This window comes from Williamsia sp. Y853 (assembly GCF_056786495.1).
Map to the genome: position 1 here is coordinate 396,735 of NZ_JBXCJC010000003.1, position 19,246 is coordinate 415,980.

Consider the following 19,246-nt stretch of genomic DNA (forward strand, 5'->3'; position numbering starts at 1 on the left):
TCTGTCACTGCGGGGTACTAGCCTGGATTTGTGGCTGACCCGACGACGTACCGACCGGTCCCGGGGAGTATCCCCACCGACCCCGGTGTCTACAAGTTCCGGGACGCGCATCAGCGAGTGATCTACGTGGGCAAGGCGAAGAATCTTCGCTCCCGCCTGACGTCTTACTTCGCCGACCTGACGACGCTGCATCCGCGCACCCGCCAGATGGTGACAACCGCCGCCTCCGTGGAATGGACGGTGGTCGCCACCGAGGTCGAGGCGCTCCAACTCGAATACAACTGGATCAAAGAGTTCGATCCACGGTTCAACGTCCGCTATCGCGATGACAAGAGTTATCCGATGTTGGCCGTGACGATGAACGAGGAATACCCCCGGCTGTTCGTCTACCGCGGACCGCGGCGCAAGGGCGTGCGCTATTTCGGCCCGTATTCGCATGCCTGGGCCATCCGGGAAACGCTCGATCTGCTGACCCGGGTCTTTCCGGCCCGCACCTGTTCCTCCGGGGTGTTCAAGCGGCACCATCAGATCGACCGGCCATGCCTTCTCGGTTACATCGACAAATGCGCTGCGCCGTGTGTCGGCCGGGTCAGTGCCGCCGAGCACCGCGCCATCGTGGAGGACTTCTGCGACTTCCTGGCCGGCCGCACCGACCGGATGATCAACACCCTGAAAACTCAGATGGAAAAGGCTTCGGCCGACCTGAATTTCGAGCGTGCCGCGCGTCTGCGCGACGACATCGCCGCGCTGCGCCGTGCACTCGAACGCCAGTCGGTGGTCCTCGGAGACGGGACCGACGCCGATCTCGTTGCGATGGAAGGTGATCAGCTCGAGGTCTCCGTCCAGGTCTTCCACGTTCGTGGTGGACGGGTCCGAGGCCAGCGAGGCTGGATCGTCGAGAAGTCCGGTGATGACGACCTGGCGGATCAGGTGGGCCAGTTCCTCACCCAGTTCTACGGCGAACAGGCCGACCAGGCGGAGTCGGTGTCGGTGGACGACGGCCGTACGAAGGCCGATCCGGTGCCAAGGGAGGTTCTCGTCCCGGCCCTTCCGCCCGATGTCGATGAGGTCCGTGACTGGCTGACGAGACTGCGTGGCAGCAACGTCGACCTGCGGATCCCGCAGCGCGGCGACAAGAAGGCGCTGATGGAAACCGTGCACCGCAATGCCGCGGACGCGCTGGCACATCACAAACTCAAGCGGGCAGGCGATCTGACCACCCGGTCGGCGGCCCTCACCGAGATCCAGGAGACCCTCGGACTCGACTCTGCGCCGTTGCGCATCGAATGCATCGACATCTCACATGTGCAGGGCACCGACGTCGTGGCATCGCTGGTGGTGTTCGAGGACGGCCTGCCGCGTAAGTCCGACTATCGCCACTATTCGATCAAAGAGGCTGCCGGAGACGGGCATTCCGACGACGTGGCGTCAATTGCCGAGGTGACCCGACGCCGGTTCCTGCGGCATCGGGTCGATGTTGCAAACGGTCAGCCGGCCCCGATCGATGTCGCAGAGGGCGCAGATGGGGGAGATGCTGCCCCGGAGGCGGCGATCGATCCGAAGACCGGGCGTCCCCGACGATTTGCCTACCCGCCGAACCTGTTCGTCGTCGATGGCGGTGCGCCGCAGGTCCATGCGGCCGCGGCCGTACTCGATGAGTTGAACATCACCGATGTGGCCGTGGTGGGTCTGGCCAAGCGCCTCGAGGAGGTGTGGGTGCCCGGCGATGACGATCCGGTGATCTTCCCGCGCACCAGTGAGGCGCTGTTCCTGCTGCAGCGCGTTCGCGACGAGGCGCATCGCTTTGCCATCAGCTTCCACCGAAGCAAGCGCAGCAAGCGCATGACGGCCTCGGCGCTCGACGGCGTGCCCGGGCTCGGCAGCACCCGGCGCGCGGCTCTGGTCTCCCATTTCGGATCGGTCGCGAACCTGCGGCAGGCCACGGCCGAAGAGATCGCGGAGGTGCCGGGTATCGGGCAGATGACCGCACGCGCGGTGCAAGCGGCGCTTGTCGAACATAATCAGAGTGAGAAGACAGGACCCACACCGTGAGTGAAGTCGAGAACGCGGTCACGCCGCCGCCCGCACAGACCCCCGACGTACTACTGGTCACCGGTTTGTCCGGCGCCGGCAGCAGCACCGTTGGCAACCTCCTCGAGGATGCCGGCTGGTACGTCGCCGACAACGTGCCCCACACGTTGATCGGTTCGATGGTCGAACTGGCCAGGGGTGCCGATTCGGCGATCTCCCGGCTGGCGATCGTGATGCGGATCCAGGACGACTCGTACGCCTCGGCGCTGGAGACCCTGCGCGCGGACCTCGATCGTGTCGGTATCGAACCGCGCGTCATCTTCATCGAGGCCTCCGACCAGGTGCTGGTCCAACGGTTCGAGCAGGTCCGACGACGACATCCGCTGCAGGGCAACGGCACCCTGATCTCTGCGATCGTGACCGAACGCGGGATGCTGGCGGGGGTCAAGGAACGGGCCGATCTCGTGGTCGACACGTCGGGTCTGTCGGTACAGCGGCTCCGCGTGATCATCGAGGGCGCATACGCCGAGGCCTCGGTCGCCGATGTGAGTGTGGTGGTCGAATCGTTCGGTTTCAAATACGGTCTGCCGATCGACGCCGATATGGTCGCCGACGTCCGATTCCTTCCCAATCCTTACTGGGTACCCGAACTCAAAGACCACAACGGATTGGAACAACCGGTCCGCGACTACGTCCTCGGCCAGGAGGGCGCGCCGGAGTTCCTCGAGAAATACGAGCAGATCCTGAGATTGGTCGGCGACGGATACCGACGTGAGGGCAAGCGCTACATGACCGTTGCGATCGGCTGCACCGGTGGCAAACATCGCAGTGTGGCGATCACGGAAGCGCTGGCCGCGGCGCTGTCCAAGGCGACGGACATCGACGGTTCCTTCTCGGTCCGTGTGGCCCACCGAGATCTGGGGCGCGAGTGAAGATCGTGGCTCTCGGGGGAGGGCATGGACTGTACGCAACGCTGACGGCGATGCGACTGCTGAGCGACGATGTGACCGCGGTCGTGACGGTGGCCGACGATGGTGGTTCCTCGGGCCGGCTCCGGTCCGAACTCGGTGTCCTGCCGCCCGGCGACCTCCGGATGGCCATCGCCGCCCTGCTCGCGGCCACCGAGCCGTCGAGCGAAGGCCCCGATGTCGGTCCGGGTGTACGACCCCCGCAGGAGTGGGCTTCGTTGCTACAGCACCGTTTCGGTGGACGCGGCGCGCTGGCCGGACACCCGGTCGGCAACCTGCTGTTGGCCGGACTGACCGAGGCCACCGGCGATGCGGTCGAAGCACTCGAGATGATGACCGAGCTGTTCGGGGTTCGCGGCCGGGTCCTGCCGATGTCGACCACCGGACTCGAGATCGAGGCCGATGTCTCCGGTCTCGAGGACGATCCTCGGATCAGCCGGGCCATCCGCGGTCAGGTCGCAGTTGCCACCACCCCGGGCATCGTGCGCCGCGTACGCCTCTCGCCGAACCCGCCGCCTGCCTGCCCGGAGGCGATCGAGGCGATCGAGGGCGCCGATCTGGTGGTGCTGGGTCCGGGTTCCTGGTTCTCCAGTGTGATCCCGCATGTACTGGTACCCGATCAGCTCGCCGCCCTCAAACGGACGTCCGCGAAGAAGGTACTGATCGTCAACCTGGCTCCCGAACCCGGTGAGACGACCGGCTTTTCGGTGGAGCGACATCTGCACGTGCTCCTTGCTCACGCCGACGATTTCCGGGTCGATCATGTGCTCGTGGACTCGGGTTCTGTTCCGGTGGGATCAGAACGTGAACACGTTGAACGAGCGGCGGCGAAATTTGGGGCTACGCTGCACGATGGTGAACTCGCAGTTGCGGGAACCCACACCCATGACCCAGGCAGGGTTGCCGCTCTCATAGGTGGCTTGTGCGATAGTAAATCGGCAGGCTACCGATCGAAAGTTGAAACGACATCCACAGAGGGAGAACGCGTCCGGTGGCGATGACATCCGCGGTCAAAGACGAACTGAGTCGGCTGGCTGTGACGCAGGTGAGTTGCCGAAAGGCAGAAGTTTCAGCGCTTTTGCGATTCGCGGGCGGACTCCACATTGTGGCAGGCCGGGTCGTGGTCGAAGCCGAGGTCGACCTCGGCAACGTCGCGCGCCGCCTCAAGCGCGAGATCTTCGAGCTCTACGGGTACACCTCCGAAGCGCATGTCCTCAGCGCCGGGGGCATCCGCAAGAGCGCCCGTTACATCGTCCGGGTCACCAAGGACGGCGAGGCCCTGGCCCGTCAGACCGGCCTGCTCGACATGCGCGGACGCCCGGTGCGTGGTCTGCCCGCACAGGTTGTCGGCGGCAGCGTCGGCGACGCCGAAGCCGCCTGGCGGGGAGCTTTCCTGGCTCATGGCTCACTGACGGAACCGGGCCGTTCGTCGGCTCTGGAGGTCAGCTGCCCCGGCCCGGAAGCGGCACTTGCGCTCGTCGGCGCCGCCCGACGCCTCGGTGTCACCGCGAAGGCCCGTGAGGTCCGCGGCGCCGACCGGGTGGTCATCCGCGACGGTGAGGCCATCGGCGCACTCCTGACCCGCATGGGCGCGCAGGACACCAGGCTGACCTGGGAAGAGCGCCGGATGCGGCGCGAGGTCCGGGCGACGGCCAACCGCCTGGCGAATTTCGACGATGCCAACTTGCGCCGATCGGCCCGTGCCGCGGTGGCCGCGGCCGCCAGGGTCGAGCGCGCGCTGGAGATCCTCGGTGATCAGGTTCCCGACCACCTGATCTCGGCCGGTCAGCTGCGCATCACCCACCGGCAGGCCTCTCTCGAGGAACTCGGCCAGTTGGCCGATCCGCCGATGACGAAAGATGCTGTGGCAGGACGTATTCGGCGACTGCTGTCGATGGCTGACAAGAAGGCCAGGACAGACGGAATTCCGGACACCGAGTCGGCCGTCACCGCCGACCTCCTCGACGACGAATAGCTGGCCACGCCCGGTTCTCCTGCGAAATGCACGTCACGTGCATGTTGCGCGCATCGACGCAGGCGGACCGGGGGTGCTTGGCGCGCGGGCGACGACTAGGCTGAGCATTGCCGCAGAGGCGGGGCCACACGATGGCCCAGCACACCGCAAAGCTAAGGAGCTCATAGTGACCGTTCGGGTAGGCGTCAACGGATTCGGCCGGATCGGCCGCAACTTTTTCCGCGCGATAGAGGCGCAGAAGGCGCTGGGCACCACGGATGTCGAGATCGTTGCAGTCAACGATCTCACCGACAATGCGAGCCTGGCACACCTCCTCAAGTACGACTCCATCCTCGGCCGTCTGCCGCAGGATGTTTCGCTCGAAGGCGACGACACGATCGTCGTCGGTGACAAGAAGATCAAGGCACTCGCACACCGCGGACCGCTCAGCGAATTGCCGTGGGGCGACCTCGGTGTCGACGTTGTCGTCGAATCGACAGGCATCTTCACCGACGCCGCCAAGGCCAAGGGTCACCTCGAGGCCGGCGCCAAGAAGGTCATCATCTCCGCACCCGCCAAGGGCGAAGACATCACCATCGTGATGGGCGTCAACGACGACAAGTACGACGGCAGCCAGAACATCATCTCGAATGCTTCGTGCACCACCAACTGCCTCGGACCGATCGCCAAGGTTCTCGATGACGAGTTCGGCATCGTCTCGGGTCTGATGACCACGATCCACGCCTACACCCAGGATCAGAACCTGCAGGACGGCCCGCACAGCGACCTGCGTCGCGCTCGCGCCGCGGCACTCAACGTGGTTCCCACGGGCACCGGCGCCGCCAAGGCAATCGGCCTGGTTCTCCCACAGCTGCTCGGCAAGCTCGACGGCTATGCGCTGCGGGTGCCGATCCCGACCGGTTCGGTCACCGACCTGACGGCCATCCTCAAGAAGAAGGCCACCGTCGACGAGATCAACGCTGCGATGCAGGCTGCTGCCGAGGGACCGCTCAAGGGCATCCTGAAGTACAGCACGGCCCCGATCGTGTCGTCGGATATCGTCACCGACGCACATTCCTCGATCTTCGATGCGCCGTTGACCAAGGTCATCGACGAGCAGGTCAAGATCGTGTCCTGGTACGACAACGAGTGGGGCTACTCCAACCGCCTCGTCGATCTCATCGGACTGGTTGCCAAGTCCCTCTAAGGGGTTCTCGCCCTTTGGTTTTCGGCAGGTTTGCGCCTGCCTCGTACGACGCCTGTACCCCGTATCACCGATCGCAAAGAGACAACGCATCTGATGACCATCTCGGTACCCACCCTCGCAGACCTGCTCGAGACCGGAGTGGAAGGCCGGACCGTCTTGGTCCGTTCCGACCTCAACGTTCCGCTCGACAATGGCAAAATCACCGATCCAGGTCGCATCCTGGCGTCGGTGCCCACCATCAAGTCCCTGTCCGAAGCGGGTGCAAAGGTCATCGTGACCGCGCATCTCGGTCGCCCGAAAGGTGTTCCGGATCCGGCGTTTTCGTTGGCCCCGGTCGCCGAGCGGCTCAGTGCCGAGCTGGGACGCAACGTCCAGCTCGCCACCGACGTCGTCGGCGGTGACGCCCTCGCACGGTCGGAGGGTCTGACCGACGGAGACGTGATGATGGTGGAGAACGTGCGGTTCGATCCGCGCGAGACCTCCAAGGATGCTGCCGAGCGAAACAAGCTCGCCAAGGCGTTGGTGGAACTGACCGGGGACAACGGTGCGTTCGTCTCGGACGGCTTCGGTGTTGTGCACCGCAAGCAGGCGTCGGTGTATGACGTGGCAAAGCTGTTGCCGCACTACGCCGGCGGCCTGGTCGCGGCCGAGGTCGAGGTTCTCGTGAAGCTGACCACCGACACCGCCCGCCCGTACGCGGTGGTGCTCGGTGGTTCGAAGGTCTCCGACAAGCTCGGTGTCATCGAGTCGTTGGCCCCCAAGGTCGACACCCTGGTGATCGGTGGCGGTATGGCGTTCACGTTCCTGGCGGCCCGCGGGCTGCCGGTGGGCAACTCGCTGCTGCAGGAAGATCAGATCGACGTCTGCCGCTCGCTCCTCGAGCGCTTCGGTGACGTCATCCATCTGCCGGTCGATGTGGTCGTGGCAGACAAGTTCGCCGCCGATGCGCAGGCGAAGGTCGTCTCGGCGGAGGAGATCCCGGACGGCTGGATGGGTCTGGACATCGGACCCGAGTCGGTCAAGCGGTTCGCCGCGGTTCTGGCCGAGGCCAAGACCGTGTTCTGGAACGGACCGGCCGGTGTGTTCGAGTTCGAGAAGTTCGCGGCCGGGACCAAGGGTCTGGCCGAGGCGATCATCGGTGCCACCAGTGGTGGCGCGTTCTCCGTTGTCGGCGGCGGCGACAGTGCGGCCGCGGTTCGACTGCTCGGCCTGCCCGAGGACGGCTTCTCCCACATCTCGACCGGTGGCGGGGCGTCGCTCGAATTCCTCGAGGGCAAAGAACTGCCCGGCCTGACCGTATTGGAGAACTGACATGGCATCGCGTAAACCGCTCATCGCGGGCAACTGGAAGATGAATCTGAACCACCTCGAGGCCATCGCGCTGGTTCAGAAGATCGCCTTCGCGCTGCCGTCGAAGTACTTCGACAAGGTCGACGTGACGGTGATCCCGCCGTTCACCGACATTCGTAGCGTGCAGACCGTCGTCGACGGCGACAAGCTGCTGCTCACCTATGGCGCACAGGACCTGTCGGCACACGATTCCGGCGCTTACACCGGTGAGATCAGCGGGTCGTTCCTGGCCAAGCTCGGTTGCACCTTTGTGGTCGTCGGGCACTCCGAGCGCCGCACAATGCACGGCGAGACGGATTCGGTGGTGCTGGCCAAGACCAAGGCTGCGCTGAAGTACAAACTGACCCCGATCGTGTGCCTGGGTGAGGGCCTGGAGATCCGCGAGGCCGGTGAGCACGTCGACTACAACATCGAGCAGCTCAAGGGTTCCCTCGCCGGTCTGAGCGCCGCCGAGATCGCGAAGGTCGTCATCGCCTACGAACCCGTCTGGGCCATCGGCACCGGACGTGTTGCCAGCGCTGCCGACGCACAGGAAGTGTGCGCCGCACTACGGGCCACACTGGCCGAATTGGCCGATGCAAAGGTCGCCGACTCGGTTCGCATCCTGTACGGCGGATCGGTGAACGCAAAGAACGTGGGGGAGATCGTCGGCCAGACCGACGTCGACGGTGCACTGGTCGGCGGCGCGTCGCTCAAGTCGGACGAGTTTGCGACCCTCTCGGCCATCGCTGCCGGTGGTCCACTGCCCTGATCTCGTGAATTGGGGTGTTCGGGCGAACAGACATTCGGTCGACCTCCGCCTTCGGCTTCGTCTCCGCCGCAGGTCGCGTTCGCCCGAACGCCCCATTTCCGGGTTATGCAGTGTGGCCGGGTACAGTCGTAGATCGGCCGCTCGAACTTCAGATCTGATGGGAATCAACACGTGAAGCTAGCCCTGGACATTGGACTTGTGATCACCAGCGTTTTGCTGATCGTTCTGGTCTTGCTCCATCGTGGTAAAGGTGGCGGCTTGTCGTCGCTGTTCGGTGGTGGCGTCCAGTCGAGTCTGTCTGGTTCGTCCGTCGTCGAGCGCAACCTCGACCGATTGACCGTATTCGTCGGAATCATCTGGACGATCTTCATCCTCGGCATCGGCCTGGATATCAAGCTCTCGTAAAACCTCTGCGTCGTTACGACGGGTTGGCATGCGCAACCCGTCGTCATCCGGAGATACTGGACGGGTGACTGATAAGCGCCCCTCTGTGCCCCGTCCGGAACCCGGTAGTACCGATCGCGAACTCACCGAACCGTTACGCGAGGACATCCGCCTCCTTGGCGGAATCCTCGGCCAGATCGTGCGTAAACACGCAGGCGAGGCAACCTTCGATCTCGTCGAGAAAGCCCGGGTCGAGTCCTTCCGGGTACGACGTTCCGAGATCGACCGCACCGAGCTCGAAAACCTGTTCCGCGACATCGACATCGCCGATGCCATTTCGGTCATCCGCGCTTTCAGCCACTTTGCCCTGTTGGCCAACCTCGCTGAAGACATCCATCGTGAACGCAGGCGGGCGATCCACGTCCGGGCCGGTGATACCCCGCAGGATTCGTCCCTGGCGGCGACCTACCTCAAGCTCGATTCCGCCGATCTGACCGATGAGCAGGTCGGCAAAGCACTTGCCGATGCCACTGTCGTCCCGGTCATCACCGCACATCCCACCGAGACCCGGCGGCGCACGGTCTTCGAGGTGCAACACCGGATCACCGAATTGATGCGGTTCGCCGGGCGTACCGAGCTGACGCCTGCCGAGCGGGATGAGGTCAATGTCGCGCTGAACCGGCAGATCCTGACCCTGTGGGAAACCGCGCTGATCCGCCTGGAACGGTTGCAGATCCAGGACGAGATCGAGGTGGGGCTGCGCTACTACGACGCCGGCTTCTTCGAGGTCATCCCACGTATCAACGCCGAGTTGCGGGCCTGGTTGCAGCAGCACTATCCGACCGCAGGCATCACCGATGATCCGATGCTCCGGATGGGTTCATGGATTGGCGGCGACCGTGACGGTAATCCCTTCGTCACCGGTGAGATCGTGTCGATGGCCACCCGGCGCGCCGCAGAAACCGCTGTGTCCCATCACCTTTCGGAACTGACACTGCTTGCCCAGGAACTGAGCCTGTCATCGCGCCTCACCGCTGTCAGCGATGCGGTGCTCGAACTCGGGGGTGTGGAGCGCGGAACCATCGCCGCCGACGAGCCGTACCGTACTGCATTGCGGGCCATCCGGGCCCGGTTGGCGGCGACCGCATCCCGACTGTTCGATGCACGATTTGTCGCTGTCAACGATGGTGGATTCCCGGCCGACGGCGCAGACAGTTATGCCGATGCCCCGCAGTTGCTCGCCGATCTCGACCTGATCGATGCGTCGCTCCGCGCCAACAGCGACGACGAGTTGGCCGACGATCGTCTGCTGACACTCCGCGAATCGGTGCGGGCCTTCGGTTTTCACCTGTCCGGTCTCGACATGCGGCAGAACTCCGACACCCACGAAGAAGTGGTTGCCGAACTGTTGGCGTGGGCCGGTGTGCATCACGACTACTTGTCGCTCGCCGAGCCGGAGCGGGTGCAGATCCTCACCGCGGAGTTGAGCAATCGCAGGCCGCTGACCGGTCCGGGCGCGCAGCTGTCGGACCTGGCGAACAAAGAACTCGACATCGTCCGCGCGGCCGCGGCCGCGGTGGCCGCGTATGGCCCGGAAGCGGTCCCCAACTACATCATCAGCATGTGCACCTCGGTCAGCGACCTGTTCGAGGCGCTCGTAATGCTGAAGGAGTCCGGGCTGTTCGATCCCGGTTCGCCGGACACCCCGCCGCGGTCGTCGGTCCGGGTGGTCCCGCTGTTCGAAACGATCGAGGATCTGCAGCAGGGTGCGGCAACACTGCTTGCGGCGCTTGAGGTCCCGCTGTTCCGGACGCTGATCGATCAACAGGACGGCATGGCCGAGATCATGCTGGGCTACTCCGACTCCAACAAGGACGGCGGATACCTGGCCGCCAACTGGGCGCTCTACCGCGCAGAGCTCGATCTCGTGGAAGCGGCCGCGAAGGCGGGGATCCGGTTGCGGCTCTTCCACGGCCGCGGTGGAACCGTCGGTCGCGGTGGCGGTCCGAGCTATGAGGCCATCCTGGCGCAGCCGCCGGGTGCGGTGCAGGGATCGCTCCGGATCACCGAGCAGGGTGAGGTGATCGCGGCCAAATACGCAGAGCCGGTCATCGCACGCCGGAATCTGGAGACCCTGCTGGCCGCCACCATCGAATCGTCGCTGCTCGACACCGAAGGCCTGGGCGCCGAAGCCGAGGTCGCGTACGCGGTTGTCGACGAACTGGCGTCGTTGGCCCGCAAGGCGTACAGCGAGCTGGTCCACGAAACACCAGGGTTTGTCGAATATTTCGTGAACTCGACTCCGCTGTCGGAGATCGGCTCCCTCAATATCGGAAGTCGCCCGGCCTCCCGCAAACAGACCGAGAAGATCTCCGACCTGCGCGCCATCCCGTGGGTGCTGTCGTGGTCGCAGTCGCGTGTGATGTTGCCCGGTTGGTACGGCACCGGATCGGCCTTCGAGCAGTGGATCGGTGACGACGAAAGCCGCCTGGCGACCCTGGCGGACTACTACCAGCGGTGGCCGTTCTTCCGGACCGTGATGTCGAATATGGCTCAGGTGATGGCGAAGTCGGATATGGGACTGGCCGAGCACTATTCACGATTGGTGCCCGATGAGGCGCTGCGCGAAAAGGTGTTCGGCATGATCACCGCCGAACACGAGCGGACAACGGCGATGTATTTCAAGATCACCAAAACGGACGATCTGCTGGCCGACAACGCCGCCCTCAAGCGTTCGGTCTTCAATCGATTCCCGTATCTCGAACCGCTGAATCATCTGCAGGTCGAGCTGTTGCGCCGCTATCGCGGTGGCGATGATTCCGAGCTGGTGCGCCGCGGCATTCAGCTCACCATGAACGGACTCGCCACCGCGTTGCGGAACAGCGGCTAGTGCGGCACTAGATCCTGTCGTCGGTATTCCAGGTGGTGACGGCCCAGATCACAACGAGGTCGATCGCGATGATCAGGATCGCCCACAGCGGGAAGTACGGAAGCCACAGGAAGTTCGCGATGATCGACAAGGCCGCGATGATGACCGCCGCGACCCGGGCCCACGTGGCACCGGTGAACAACCCGACGGCGATCAGGACTGCGATGATTCCGACGATGAGGTGGATCCAGCCCCACGCGGTGAGATCCAACTCGTAGGTGTATTGCGGCCCGACGACAAAGACCTCGTCATCGACCAGGGCTGAAATGCCTTGGAGAATGCCGAGGGCGCCGACGACGAACAGGAGTATTGCCGCAGCGAACACCGTTCCGCCTGCAATGCCTTGCTGAACGGGATGACGGTCTTGCTGGATCGGAGGACGGTCTTGCTGGATGGGAGGACGGTCTGATGGGCTGCTCATGACGTTGCTCCTTGGCTCGGATGATCAAGAACCCCTGGGCCGATGATCGGATCAGGCAGCACGTATTGCCAACGTGGTCTTGCCATGATCGGGGTGTTCTGAGCATCGGGACATCACCTGTTTCGGGTGATGTCTTCACCGGGCTCCGGGCGAACGTCGGGTTACAGCAATAACGCAAATACCTCTGGCATTCTTTAATGACGCGTAATCAGATGTTGTCTGTCGTGATTATTGTTAGCCTCTGAGCAACCAGAGGCTAGAAAAGGGTGGCCATGTCGAAAGCTCTGACGCGCTCGACCGCCGGATCGAGAGCTGGGCCCGATACGATCCGCGCTTTCGCACGAATGCGCCCCGAACGTACCCTCGATGAACTGTTTGATGATCAATCCGGCGTCCTGGTACTCGTCAGCGCACCAGGCGGGTACGGCAAGACCACGTTTCTCGAGCAATGGTTGATCCGGCGCACGGAGTCAGACGTCGTCGGCCGGGTCGTGTGGCTGGGCGTGGATGCATTCGGCGCCGATGATCTCGTTCTCGGGGATACGGCTGGGGATCGGTTGTTCGGGGCCGGCGTCGAAAACGGTCCGGTGACGGTGGTCGTGGACGACGCCGAGACCGTGACCGATCCGTTGGTGCTCGACTCCTTTCACCGGTTCCTGCGCCACCGGCCGCCACACATCAATGTTGTTGTCTCCGCACGGCACGATCCTCCGCTGATCTGGCAGCATCTGATCGGAGATGGTGTCGGGGCCCGGATCGGGCGCGAGGACCTGATACTGACCGAGGCCGAGGTCGATCGGATGCTGCGTCAACACGGCCTCAACCCGGCGGCCGCACAGGTCTCACGGGTCGCCGAACTCACCGGTGGCTGGGCGATACTCGTGCGGATGGCCGGGGTCTTCCTGGCCGCGCGTCCTGATCTGGAACTCGCGCTGCTGGAGTTCGCCGCATGTCCGCGACTGATATCCGATTTCTTGCGCCGCGAGTTGGTGGATCCGATGACACCCCGGGTGCGCAGATTGGTCACGCGTTTGTCGAGCGTGGCCGACTTCGATGGCGACCTGGCCAGGGCAATCGACGGTGCGGACGCAGAGGCCTATATCCCCGAGATCATCGGTCTGGGGATCGCGGCCGCGGTCCCATCGGGTGAGCGCGATGCGATCCGGTATCGATTTCTTCCGTTGATAGCCACCTATCTACGCGGTGAGCTGCAGCGGACCGCCCCCGAACTCGGGCGCACCCTGCAGATCAGGGCGATTCGGTGGGCATCGGCGCGCAGGCGGCCCGCAGAGGCGATCGACCACGCGGCACATCTCGGTGACGCGGAGTTGCTGCGGGAGACCATCTTTCACAGCGGAGTCGAGTTGGCGCTGCAGGGCAGGCGCGAGGCGTTGCTGTCTGTGCTCGATGGGTGTGACACCTCGCTCGGCGAGGATCCGGTTGCGGTGGTACTTCGGGCCCTGGCGGCTATGGAGCACGGCGACGACCGGTACGCGGCGTCCTACCTGGAATGCGTGGCGCAGGCCGAGCAGGACCTCGCCGTCGACGGCGGCGGTCTGCTCTACCGGGCGCTGCTCCTCGACGTCGCGCTTGCTCGTGACGATCTTGATCTGGTCGACCTGGCGAAGGCGGTTGCATCTGCCGTCGGCGATCGCGGGTGGGCTGTGGATGCCTACGCGCACACCGTTCTCGGATCGGCCTACACCCGTTTGAACCGGCCCGCCGACGGTGAGCTGTCGTCGGTGCGGGCCATCGCGCTGGCGAAAGCTGCCGGACTGAATCGGTTGGTGGTGCGCGCCATGGCCAACCGGGCGTCGGTGGCGGGCGTGCGGGGGCTGCCGGTACTGATGGAGGACCGTGCCCGCTACGCGCTGGCATGTGTCCGGGACATCGCGGATGAAGACTCAGCAGTCGCCGAGTCGCCGTACGTGCCGCGCCTGGAGACAGTCTTGGCATACGCCCGATTCATGCAGGGCAAACCGATAGAGGATCTGAAACACCAACCGGCTGAGGATGTCTCGGAAGGAGGTGAGGTGTTCAGCGTGTTGGGTCGCCACGTGCCCATTGCCCGCAGCGTCCTGATGTTCGACACCTCACCGAATCGTCTGGTGGTGACCGCCACCGCGTACAGCGCCACCTCGGCATTGCTCCTCTGCGCCACCTCACCATTCCCGATACTCTTCCTGCTTCCGCGCGTGGCGTACATGTGCTTGGCGGTCAAGCGATTCGATTGGGCTCGCGACCTGTCGCGTAAAGCTGAGCGCGCGTTCGGATACTCGGACGAGGCGCGACTCGTGGATGCGGCCGTCGACGTCGGTGAAGCCCGACCACAGGCGGCACGAAAGCTGTTGAGCCCGTTACTCGAAGCTGACGCGTCCGGTCCGCAGGCGACGGTTGCGGCCTGGGCGCTCGAATCGTATGCCTGTGAGCAGGCAGGTCTGTCCGCGCAGTCCTACGCGGCGATCACCCGAGCACTGGAAACGGCGGCCGAGCACGGCGTGATGCGTCCCATCGTGGAATGCGGGCCGGTCGTCGCGGGAGTCATCACGACCTACCGGGGCAGTTTCGGTTCGATCAATGCCTACGCCGATGCCGTTCTGAGTGTCATGTCCAGCCATGGTGTGCCGGACTATCCGCCGCTGACCCGCGCAGAAATCCATGTCCTGAGGTTCCTGGCGACCGATCGCACGACCGACGAGATCGCGGGGCTGATGCACCTGTCGGTGAACACCGTCAAAACCCATCTGCGCGGCATCTATCGCAAGTTCGACGTCCGACATCGACGCGACGCGGTGGCGGTGGGGCAACGGCTGGGTCTGCTCTGACCCGCGACCGAAGAACCCGACTCAGGGGAGGTTGCCCGCTGCGGACCGGTCCACGAACCAGACCGTTTCCTCGGTGCCGTGGGCACCGGCGCAAGGCCAGTCCATCGGGTCCGCACCGCCGACACCGGCCGCGACCGCTTCGGCTTTCTCGGCGCCGGAGACGAGGAACCACACCTCGCGTGCCCGCGCGATCGCGGGCAAGGTCAACGTGATCCGGGCCGGAGGCGGCTTCGGCGAGTTCCGCACCGCGACCACCGAGGCCTGACTTTCGCTGGTGGCCTCGGAGTGGGGGAACAGCGAATTGATATGTCCCTCACCGCCCATGCCGAGAAGATGTAGATCGAACTGCGGAACGCTCTGTCCGTCGCCGGCCCGGTCTGCGAGCCGCCGCGCATAATCGGCTGCTGCAGCGTCGATGTCGTCACCGAACTCGCCGTCTGACGGTGCCATCTCGAACACCCGCTCCGGCGCGACCGGAACATGATCGAGGAGAGAGATGTGAGCCTGTCCGGAGTTGCGCTCCGGATCGGCGGCCGGGACGAAACGATCGTCGCCGAAGTAAATGTCAACCGATGCCCAGTCGATGTCACCGGAATCCTTCGCCAGCGCCTCGAGCAGTGCGATGCCGTTGCTGCCGCCGGTCAGGACCACCGAGGCAAACCCGCGGGCGGTCTGCGCTGCGGTGACGGTTTTGATGAACCGCTCGGTGACCGCGGCGACAAGGGCGTCCTTGTCGTCGACTCGGACAACATCTGGATGGATACTCATCGTTGAGCTAGACCTCCTGATCGACGTGCGTGTGTCAAGCGTGAATCTTGTCTTCGGTGCGGATCAGACCCGAAACCCCCTGCAGAGCCTGGTGATAGATCACATCGGGATCAAGTCGACGGAGTTCCTCGGACAGACAGCTGCGAAGCTCCCGGTCAGGCAACGCCACCCTGCCATCGGGTTGACCGGCCATGGAGATGATCGCCTGGTTGCCCATTCCGACGTAGAGAACAAGTGGTCCCGATTCCCTGGACACCGTCACCTGGAAACTGCCCACCGAGCGTGTCACCGGCACACCGAGTGCCGAATGAAGCCATCCGGCAAGGAGTTCGAGCGCAGCGTTGTCGGCCGGACCCTGGACTTCCACCGCGGTCACCGGGCTGTGCGGTGGCTGATCGAGGGCCGAGGTGAGCAGTGCCCGCCACACCGTGATCCGGGACCAGGCGATGTCCGAATCGCCGGGGGCATAGGTGGCCAGACGCTGCGCCAGGGTCGCCGAGACATCGAATGTCTTGGTGGAGTCGGTGATCCGGCGCTTACCGAGCTGTCCGATCGGATCAGCGGATGGATTCTCCGGACCTTGCCCTGGCCACCACGTCACCACCGGGGTGTCGGGCAGCATGAACGGGATCACCACGCTCTTAGCGTGATCGACCAGGTCGCCGAAGAGGTGCAGGACAACAACTTCGGAGGCACCGGCGTCTCCGCCGACCCGGATCTGGGCATCGAGCCTCGAGGGCCCCCAGCGGTCGGCGCGCGAGACCACGATGACACGGCAGGGGTGTTCCCGGCTGGCCTCGTTGGCGGCCTCGATGGCCGGCTCGGCCGGCTCACCCTCGTTGGTGCTGACCAACAACGTCAGCACGCGACCAGAGGTGAATGCGCCGCCGATGTCGCGGATCTTGATGAGTTCCTTGCTGATGGCGGTCGTGTTGGTATCGGGAAGTTCGACAATCATTCGTGCGCTCCTTCGAGGCGAGAGCGGTCAGGGACGACGCCAGGCCCTTCCGTGCCGCGCCATCATGTCTTCTGCAGATTGCGGGCCCCAGGTCCCCGCCTCGTAACCGTCCGGCTTGCCACTGGCCGCCCAGTGTTCGAGCACTGGATCGAGGATCTGCCAGGACAGTTCGACCTCGGCATTCACCGGGAACAGGGACGGCACACCGAGCAGGACGTCGAGGATCAGACGTTCGTAGGCCTCTGGGGAGGACTCAGTGAAGGCCTGTCCGTACGAGAAGTCCATGTTGACGTCACGCACCTCCATCGACGATCCCGGAACCTTGGAGCCGAACCGGAGCGTGATGCCCTCGTCAGGCTGCACCCGGATCACCAGAGCGTTCTGGCTCAGCTCTTCGGTCATCGTCTGGTCGAACGGAAGATGGGGAGCCCGTTTGAACACGAGCGCGATCTCGGTGACCCTGCGGCCCAACCGCTTTCCGGTGCGCAGATAGAACGGCACACCGGCCCACCGGCGACTGTCGACCTCGACGGCGATGGCCGCAAAGGTCTCAGTCGTCGAATCGTGGGCAAATCCGCTCTCGTCCAGAAGCCCCGGAACCTTCTCGCTGCCCTGCCAACCCGCCTCGTACTGCCCCCGCGCGGTGTTCTCGTCGAGGGGCAGGATGTTCTTGGTGGCCGAGAGGACCTTGATCTTCTCGCTCTGGAGTTCATGCGGCTCAAAGGAAATGGGCTCTTCCATCGCCACCAGGGCCATCAACTGGATTAGGTGGTTCTGGATGACGTCACGCGCCGCACCGATGCCGTCGTAGTACCCGGCCCGGCCGCCGAGGCCGATGTCCTCGGCCATCGTGATCTGGACATGGTCGACGTAGTGCGAACTCCACACCGGGTCGAACAGCTGATTGGCGAACCGCAGCGCCAGGATGTTCTGGACCGTCTCTTTACCGAGGTAGTGATCGATCCGGAAAACCGATTGTTCCGGAAAAACATTGTTCACAACGGTATTGAGTTCTTTGGCGCTCTCGAGATCATGCCCGAAGGGCTTCTCGATGACCACCCGCCGCCATGTGTCCTCGGACTGCTGCGCCAACCCCGAGCGGGAGAGTTGTTCGCACACAACGGGGAAGGCGGCAGGCGGAATCGAGAGGTAGAACGCGTGATTTCCGCCGGTACCGCGCTTCTCGTCGAGCTCGGCCAGCGTGTCCCGCAACCGGTCGAAGGCATCGCTGTCATCGAAGGCACCCCGGACGAACCGGAAACCCTCGCTCAGCCGCTCCCAGACATCTTCCCGGAACGGGGTCCGGGCACTGGCGCGCACAGCGTCGTGCACCACCTGCGTGAAGTCCTCATGGTCCCAGTCCCGCCGCGCGAAGCCGACCAGTGCGAAACCGGGCGGCAACAGCCCCCGGTTCGCCAGGTCGTATACCGCAGGCATCAGCTTGCGGTGGGCCAGGTCACCGGTGACACCGAAGATGACCAGGCTGCACGGACCCGCGATCCGGGGGAGTCGCTTGTCGCGTTCATCGCGCAGTGGGTTGACCCACTGGTCGGCGGGACGGCTCGGCAAGGTCGATCAGCTCTTCGCGCCGGCGGCGAGCTGCTCGGCAGTGGCGTCGAGCAATTCCTGCCACGCTCCCTCGAACTTTTCGACACCTTCCTTTTCCAGCACCAGGAACACGTCGGTCACATCGATACCGGCGGCCTCCAGTGAGTCGAAGACCTGCTGCGATGCCGGACCCTGACCCACAACCGATTCGGTGTTCACGACGCCGTGATCGGCAAAGGCGTCCATCGTCTTCTCAGGCATGGTGTTGACGGTGTTCGGGGCGACCAGTTCACCGACGTAGAGGGTGTCGGGGTAGGCCGGATCCTTCACACCGGTCGATGCCCACAGCGGACGCTGGGCATTGGCACCGGCTGCGGCGAGCGCGGTGAAACCGTCACCCTGCTCGAACACCTCCTGGTACGCGGCGTAGGCGAGCCGGGCGTTGGCCAGAGCCGCCTTGCCCTTGAGTGCCTTGGCCTCGTCGGTGCCGATCGCGTCGAGACGCTTGTCGATCTCGGAGTCCACGCGGGAGACGAAGAACGACGCCACCGAATGGATCTTCGACAGATCGTGGCCCGCGGTCGTGGCCTGCTGCAGGCCCTCGATGTAGGCGGACATGACGTCCCGGTACCGCTCGACCGAGAAGATCAGGGTCACGTTGACGCTGATGCCCTCCGCGATCACCTTGGTGATCGCGGGAGTCCCGGCCTTTGTCGCGGGGATCTTGATCAGCAGGTTGGGCCGATCGACGATCTTCCACAGTTCGATCGCCTGGGCGACCGTCTTGTCGGCATCGTGCGCGAGTCGCGGATCGACTTCGATCGACACCCGGCCGTCGACACCTTTGGAGGCCTCGAACTGCGGGGCCAGCACGTCACACGCATTGCGGACGTCGTCGGTGGTGACGGTGCGGATGGTCGCGTCCACGTCGGCGCCGCGGGCGGCGAGTTCGTTGACCTGTGCGTCGTAGGCGTCGCCTTTCGAGAGGGCAGCCTGGAAGATCGACGGGTTGGTGGTGACACCGACGACCGATTTCGTCGCGATGAGCTCTGCCAGGTTGCCGGATTCGATCCGGGTCCGGGAGAGGTCGTCGAGCCAGACCGAGACGCCGGCCTCGGCCAGTGCAGCAAGATTGGCGTTCTGTTCGCTCAT

At 64.4% G+C, this 19,246-nt stretch carries 15 protein-coding genes; 10 read left to right on the forward strand and 5 right to left on the reverse strand.

What is annotated here, in order from left to right; translation table 11 throughout:
• Positions 1–30: 30 nt before the first annotated feature.
• The 9 genes from uvrC to ppc all read left to right on the forward strand — a co-directional run bounded on the left by uvrC (position 31) and on the right by ppc (position 11,535).
• Entirely contained in the window at positions 31–2,052 is a 2,022-nt protein-coding gene (gene uvrC, locus AC1TPF_RS18025; RefSeq protein ID WP_482144898.1) for an excinuclease ABC subunit UvrC, read from the forward strand.
• On the forward strand, positions 2,049–2,963 hold the full coding sequence (rapZ, locus tag AC1TPF_RS18030; protein ID WP_482139349.1) for an RNase adapter RapZ: 915 nt from the start codon (positions 2,049–2,051) through the stop codon (positions 2,961–2,963). The genes uvrC and rapZ overlap by 4 nt, the downstream gene beginning before the upstream one ends.
• Complete coding sequence (locus tag AC1TPF_RS18035) at positions 2,960–4,000, forward strand: gluconeogenesis factor YvcK family protein (RefSeq protein WP_482139350.1); 1,041 nt, start codon at positions 2,960–2,962, stop codon at positions 3,998–4,000. The genes rapZ and AC1TPF_RS18035 overlap by 4 nt, the downstream gene beginning before the upstream one ends.
• Positions 3,997–4,974 carry a DNA-binding protein WhiA gene (whiA, locus tag AC1TPF_RS18040; RefSeq protein ID WP_482139905.1) on the forward strand — a complete coding sequence of 326 codons (978 nt, stop codon included), beginning with the start codon at positions 3,997–3,999 and terminating at the stop codon, positions 4,972–4,974. Before AC1TPF_RS18035 ends, whiA begins: the two co-directional genes overlap by 4 nt.
• A gap of 166 nt (positions 4,975–5,140) precedes the next feature.
• On the forward strand, positions 5,141–6,160 hold the full coding sequence (gap, locus tag AC1TPF_RS18045; protein ID WP_482139351.1) for a type I glyceraldehyde-3-phosphate dehydrogenase: 1,020 nt from the start codon (positions 5,141–5,143) through the stop codon (positions 6,158–6,160).
• Positions 6,161–6,259: 99 nt separating this feature from the next.
• Positions 6,260–7,471 carry a phosphoglycerate kinase gene (locus AC1TPF_RS18050; RefSeq protein WP_482139907.1) on the forward strand — a complete coding sequence of 404 codons (1,212 nt, stop codon included), beginning with the start codon at positions 6,260–6,262 and terminating at the stop codon, positions 7,469–7,471.
• 1 nt (position 7,472) lies between these two features.
• Positions 7,473–8,261, forward strand: coding sequence for a triose-phosphate isomerase (tpiA, locus tag AC1TPF_RS18055; RefSeq protein WP_482139352.1), 789 nt, complete (start codon positions 7,473–7,475; stop codon positions 8,259–8,261).
• A 171-nt stretch (positions 8,262–8,432) separates the two neighbouring features.
• Positions 8,433–8,666, forward strand: a complete 234-nt coding sequence (gene secG, locus AC1TPF_RS18060) for a preprotein translocase subunit SecG (RefSeq protein WP_482139353.1) — start codon at positions 8,433–8,435, stop codon at positions 8,664–8,666.
• 28 nt (positions 8,667–8,694) lie between these two features.
• Entirely contained in the window at positions 8,695–11,535 is a 2,841-nt protein-coding gene (gene ppc, locus AC1TPF_RS18065) for a phosphoenolpyruvate carboxylase (protein WP_482144899.1), read from the forward strand.
• Positions 11,536–11,542: 7 nt separating this feature from the next.
• Here ppc and AC1TPF_RS18070 read toward each other — a convergent pair whose 3' ends face one another.
• Positions 11,543–11,995: a DUF7144 family membrane protein gene (locus tag AC1TPF_RS18070; protein WP_482139355.1), complete on the reverse strand. Its 453-nt coding sequence runs from the start codon at positions 11,993–11,995 to the stop codon at positions 11,543–11,545.
• A 344-nt stretch (positions 11,996–12,339) separates the two neighbouring features.
• Between AC1TPF_RS18070 and AC1TPF_RS18075 the strand changes: the two genes are divergently transcribed.
• Entirely contained in the window at positions 12,340–14,820 is a 2,481-nt protein-coding gene (locus AC1TPF_RS18075) for a LuxR C-terminal-related transcriptional regulator (RefSeq protein ID WP_482144900.1), read from the forward strand.
• Positions 14,821–14,841: 21 nt separating this feature from the next.
• On the opposite strand, the gene pgl is transcribed toward AC1TPF_RS18075, so the two are convergent.
• The 4 genes from pgl to tal are packed head-to-tail and all read right to left on the reverse strand — an operon-like array spanning position 14,842 to position 19,246.
• On the reverse strand, positions 14,842–15,588 hold the full coding sequence (gene pgl, locus AC1TPF_RS18080; protein WP_482144901.1) for a 6-phosphogluconolactonase: 747 nt from the start codon (positions 15,586–15,588) through the stop codon (positions 14,842–14,844).
• Positions 15,589–15,622: 34 nt separating this feature from the next.
• Entirely contained in the window at positions 15,623–16,546 is a 924-nt protein-coding gene (locus AC1TPF_RS18085) for a glucose-6-phosphate dehydrogenase assembly protein OpcA (RefSeq protein WP_482139358.1), read from the reverse strand.
• A 27-nt stretch (positions 16,547–16,573) separates the two neighbouring features.
• On the reverse strand, positions 16,574–18,115 hold the full coding sequence (zwf, locus tag AC1TPF_RS18090; protein WP_482144902.1) for a glucose-6-phosphate dehydrogenase: 1,542 nt from the start codon (positions 18,113–18,115) through the stop codon (positions 16,574–16,576).
• Between the two features lie 6 nt (positions 18,116–18,121).
• On the reverse strand, positions 18,122–19,246 hold the full coding sequence (tal, locus tag AC1TPF_RS18095) for a transaldolase (protein ID WP_482139360.1): 1,125 nt from the start codon (positions 19,244–19,246) through the stop codon (positions 18,122–18,124).

Excerpts from the sequence above, each read along its gene's own strand:
- AC1TPF_RS18075 (WP_482144900.1), top strand. The coding sequence starts at position 12,340 with ATGCGCCCCGAACGTACCCTCGATGAACTGTTTGATGATCAATCCGGC.
- AC1TPF_RS18070 (WP_482139355.1), bottom strand. The coding sequence starts at position 11,995 with ATGAGCAGCCCATCAGACCGTCCTCCCATCCAGCAAGACCGTCCTCCG.
- tal (WP_482139360.1), bottom strand. The coding sequence starts at position 19,246 with ATGAGCGAACAGAACGCCAATCTTGCTGCACTGGCCGAGGCCGGCGTC.
- whiA (WP_482139905.1), top strand. The coding sequence starts at position 3,997 with ATGACATCCGCGGTCAAAGACGAACTGAGTCGGCTGGCTGTGACGCAG.
- ppc (WP_482144899.1), top strand. The coding sequence starts at position 8,695 with ATGCGCAACCCGTCGTCATCCGGAGATACTGGACGGGTGACTGATAAG.
- AC1TPF_RS18085 (WP_482139358.1), bottom strand. The coding sequence starts at position 16,546 with ATGATTGTCGAACTTCCCGATACCAACACGACCGCCATCAGCAAGGAA.
- pgl (WP_482144901.1), bottom strand. The coding sequence starts at position 15,588 with ATGAGTATCCATCCAGATGTTGTCCGAGTCGACGACAAGGACGCCCTT.
- tpiA (WP_482139352.1), top strand. The coding sequence starts at position 7,473 with ATGGCATCGCGTAAACCGCTCATCGCGGGCAACTGGAAGATGAATCTG.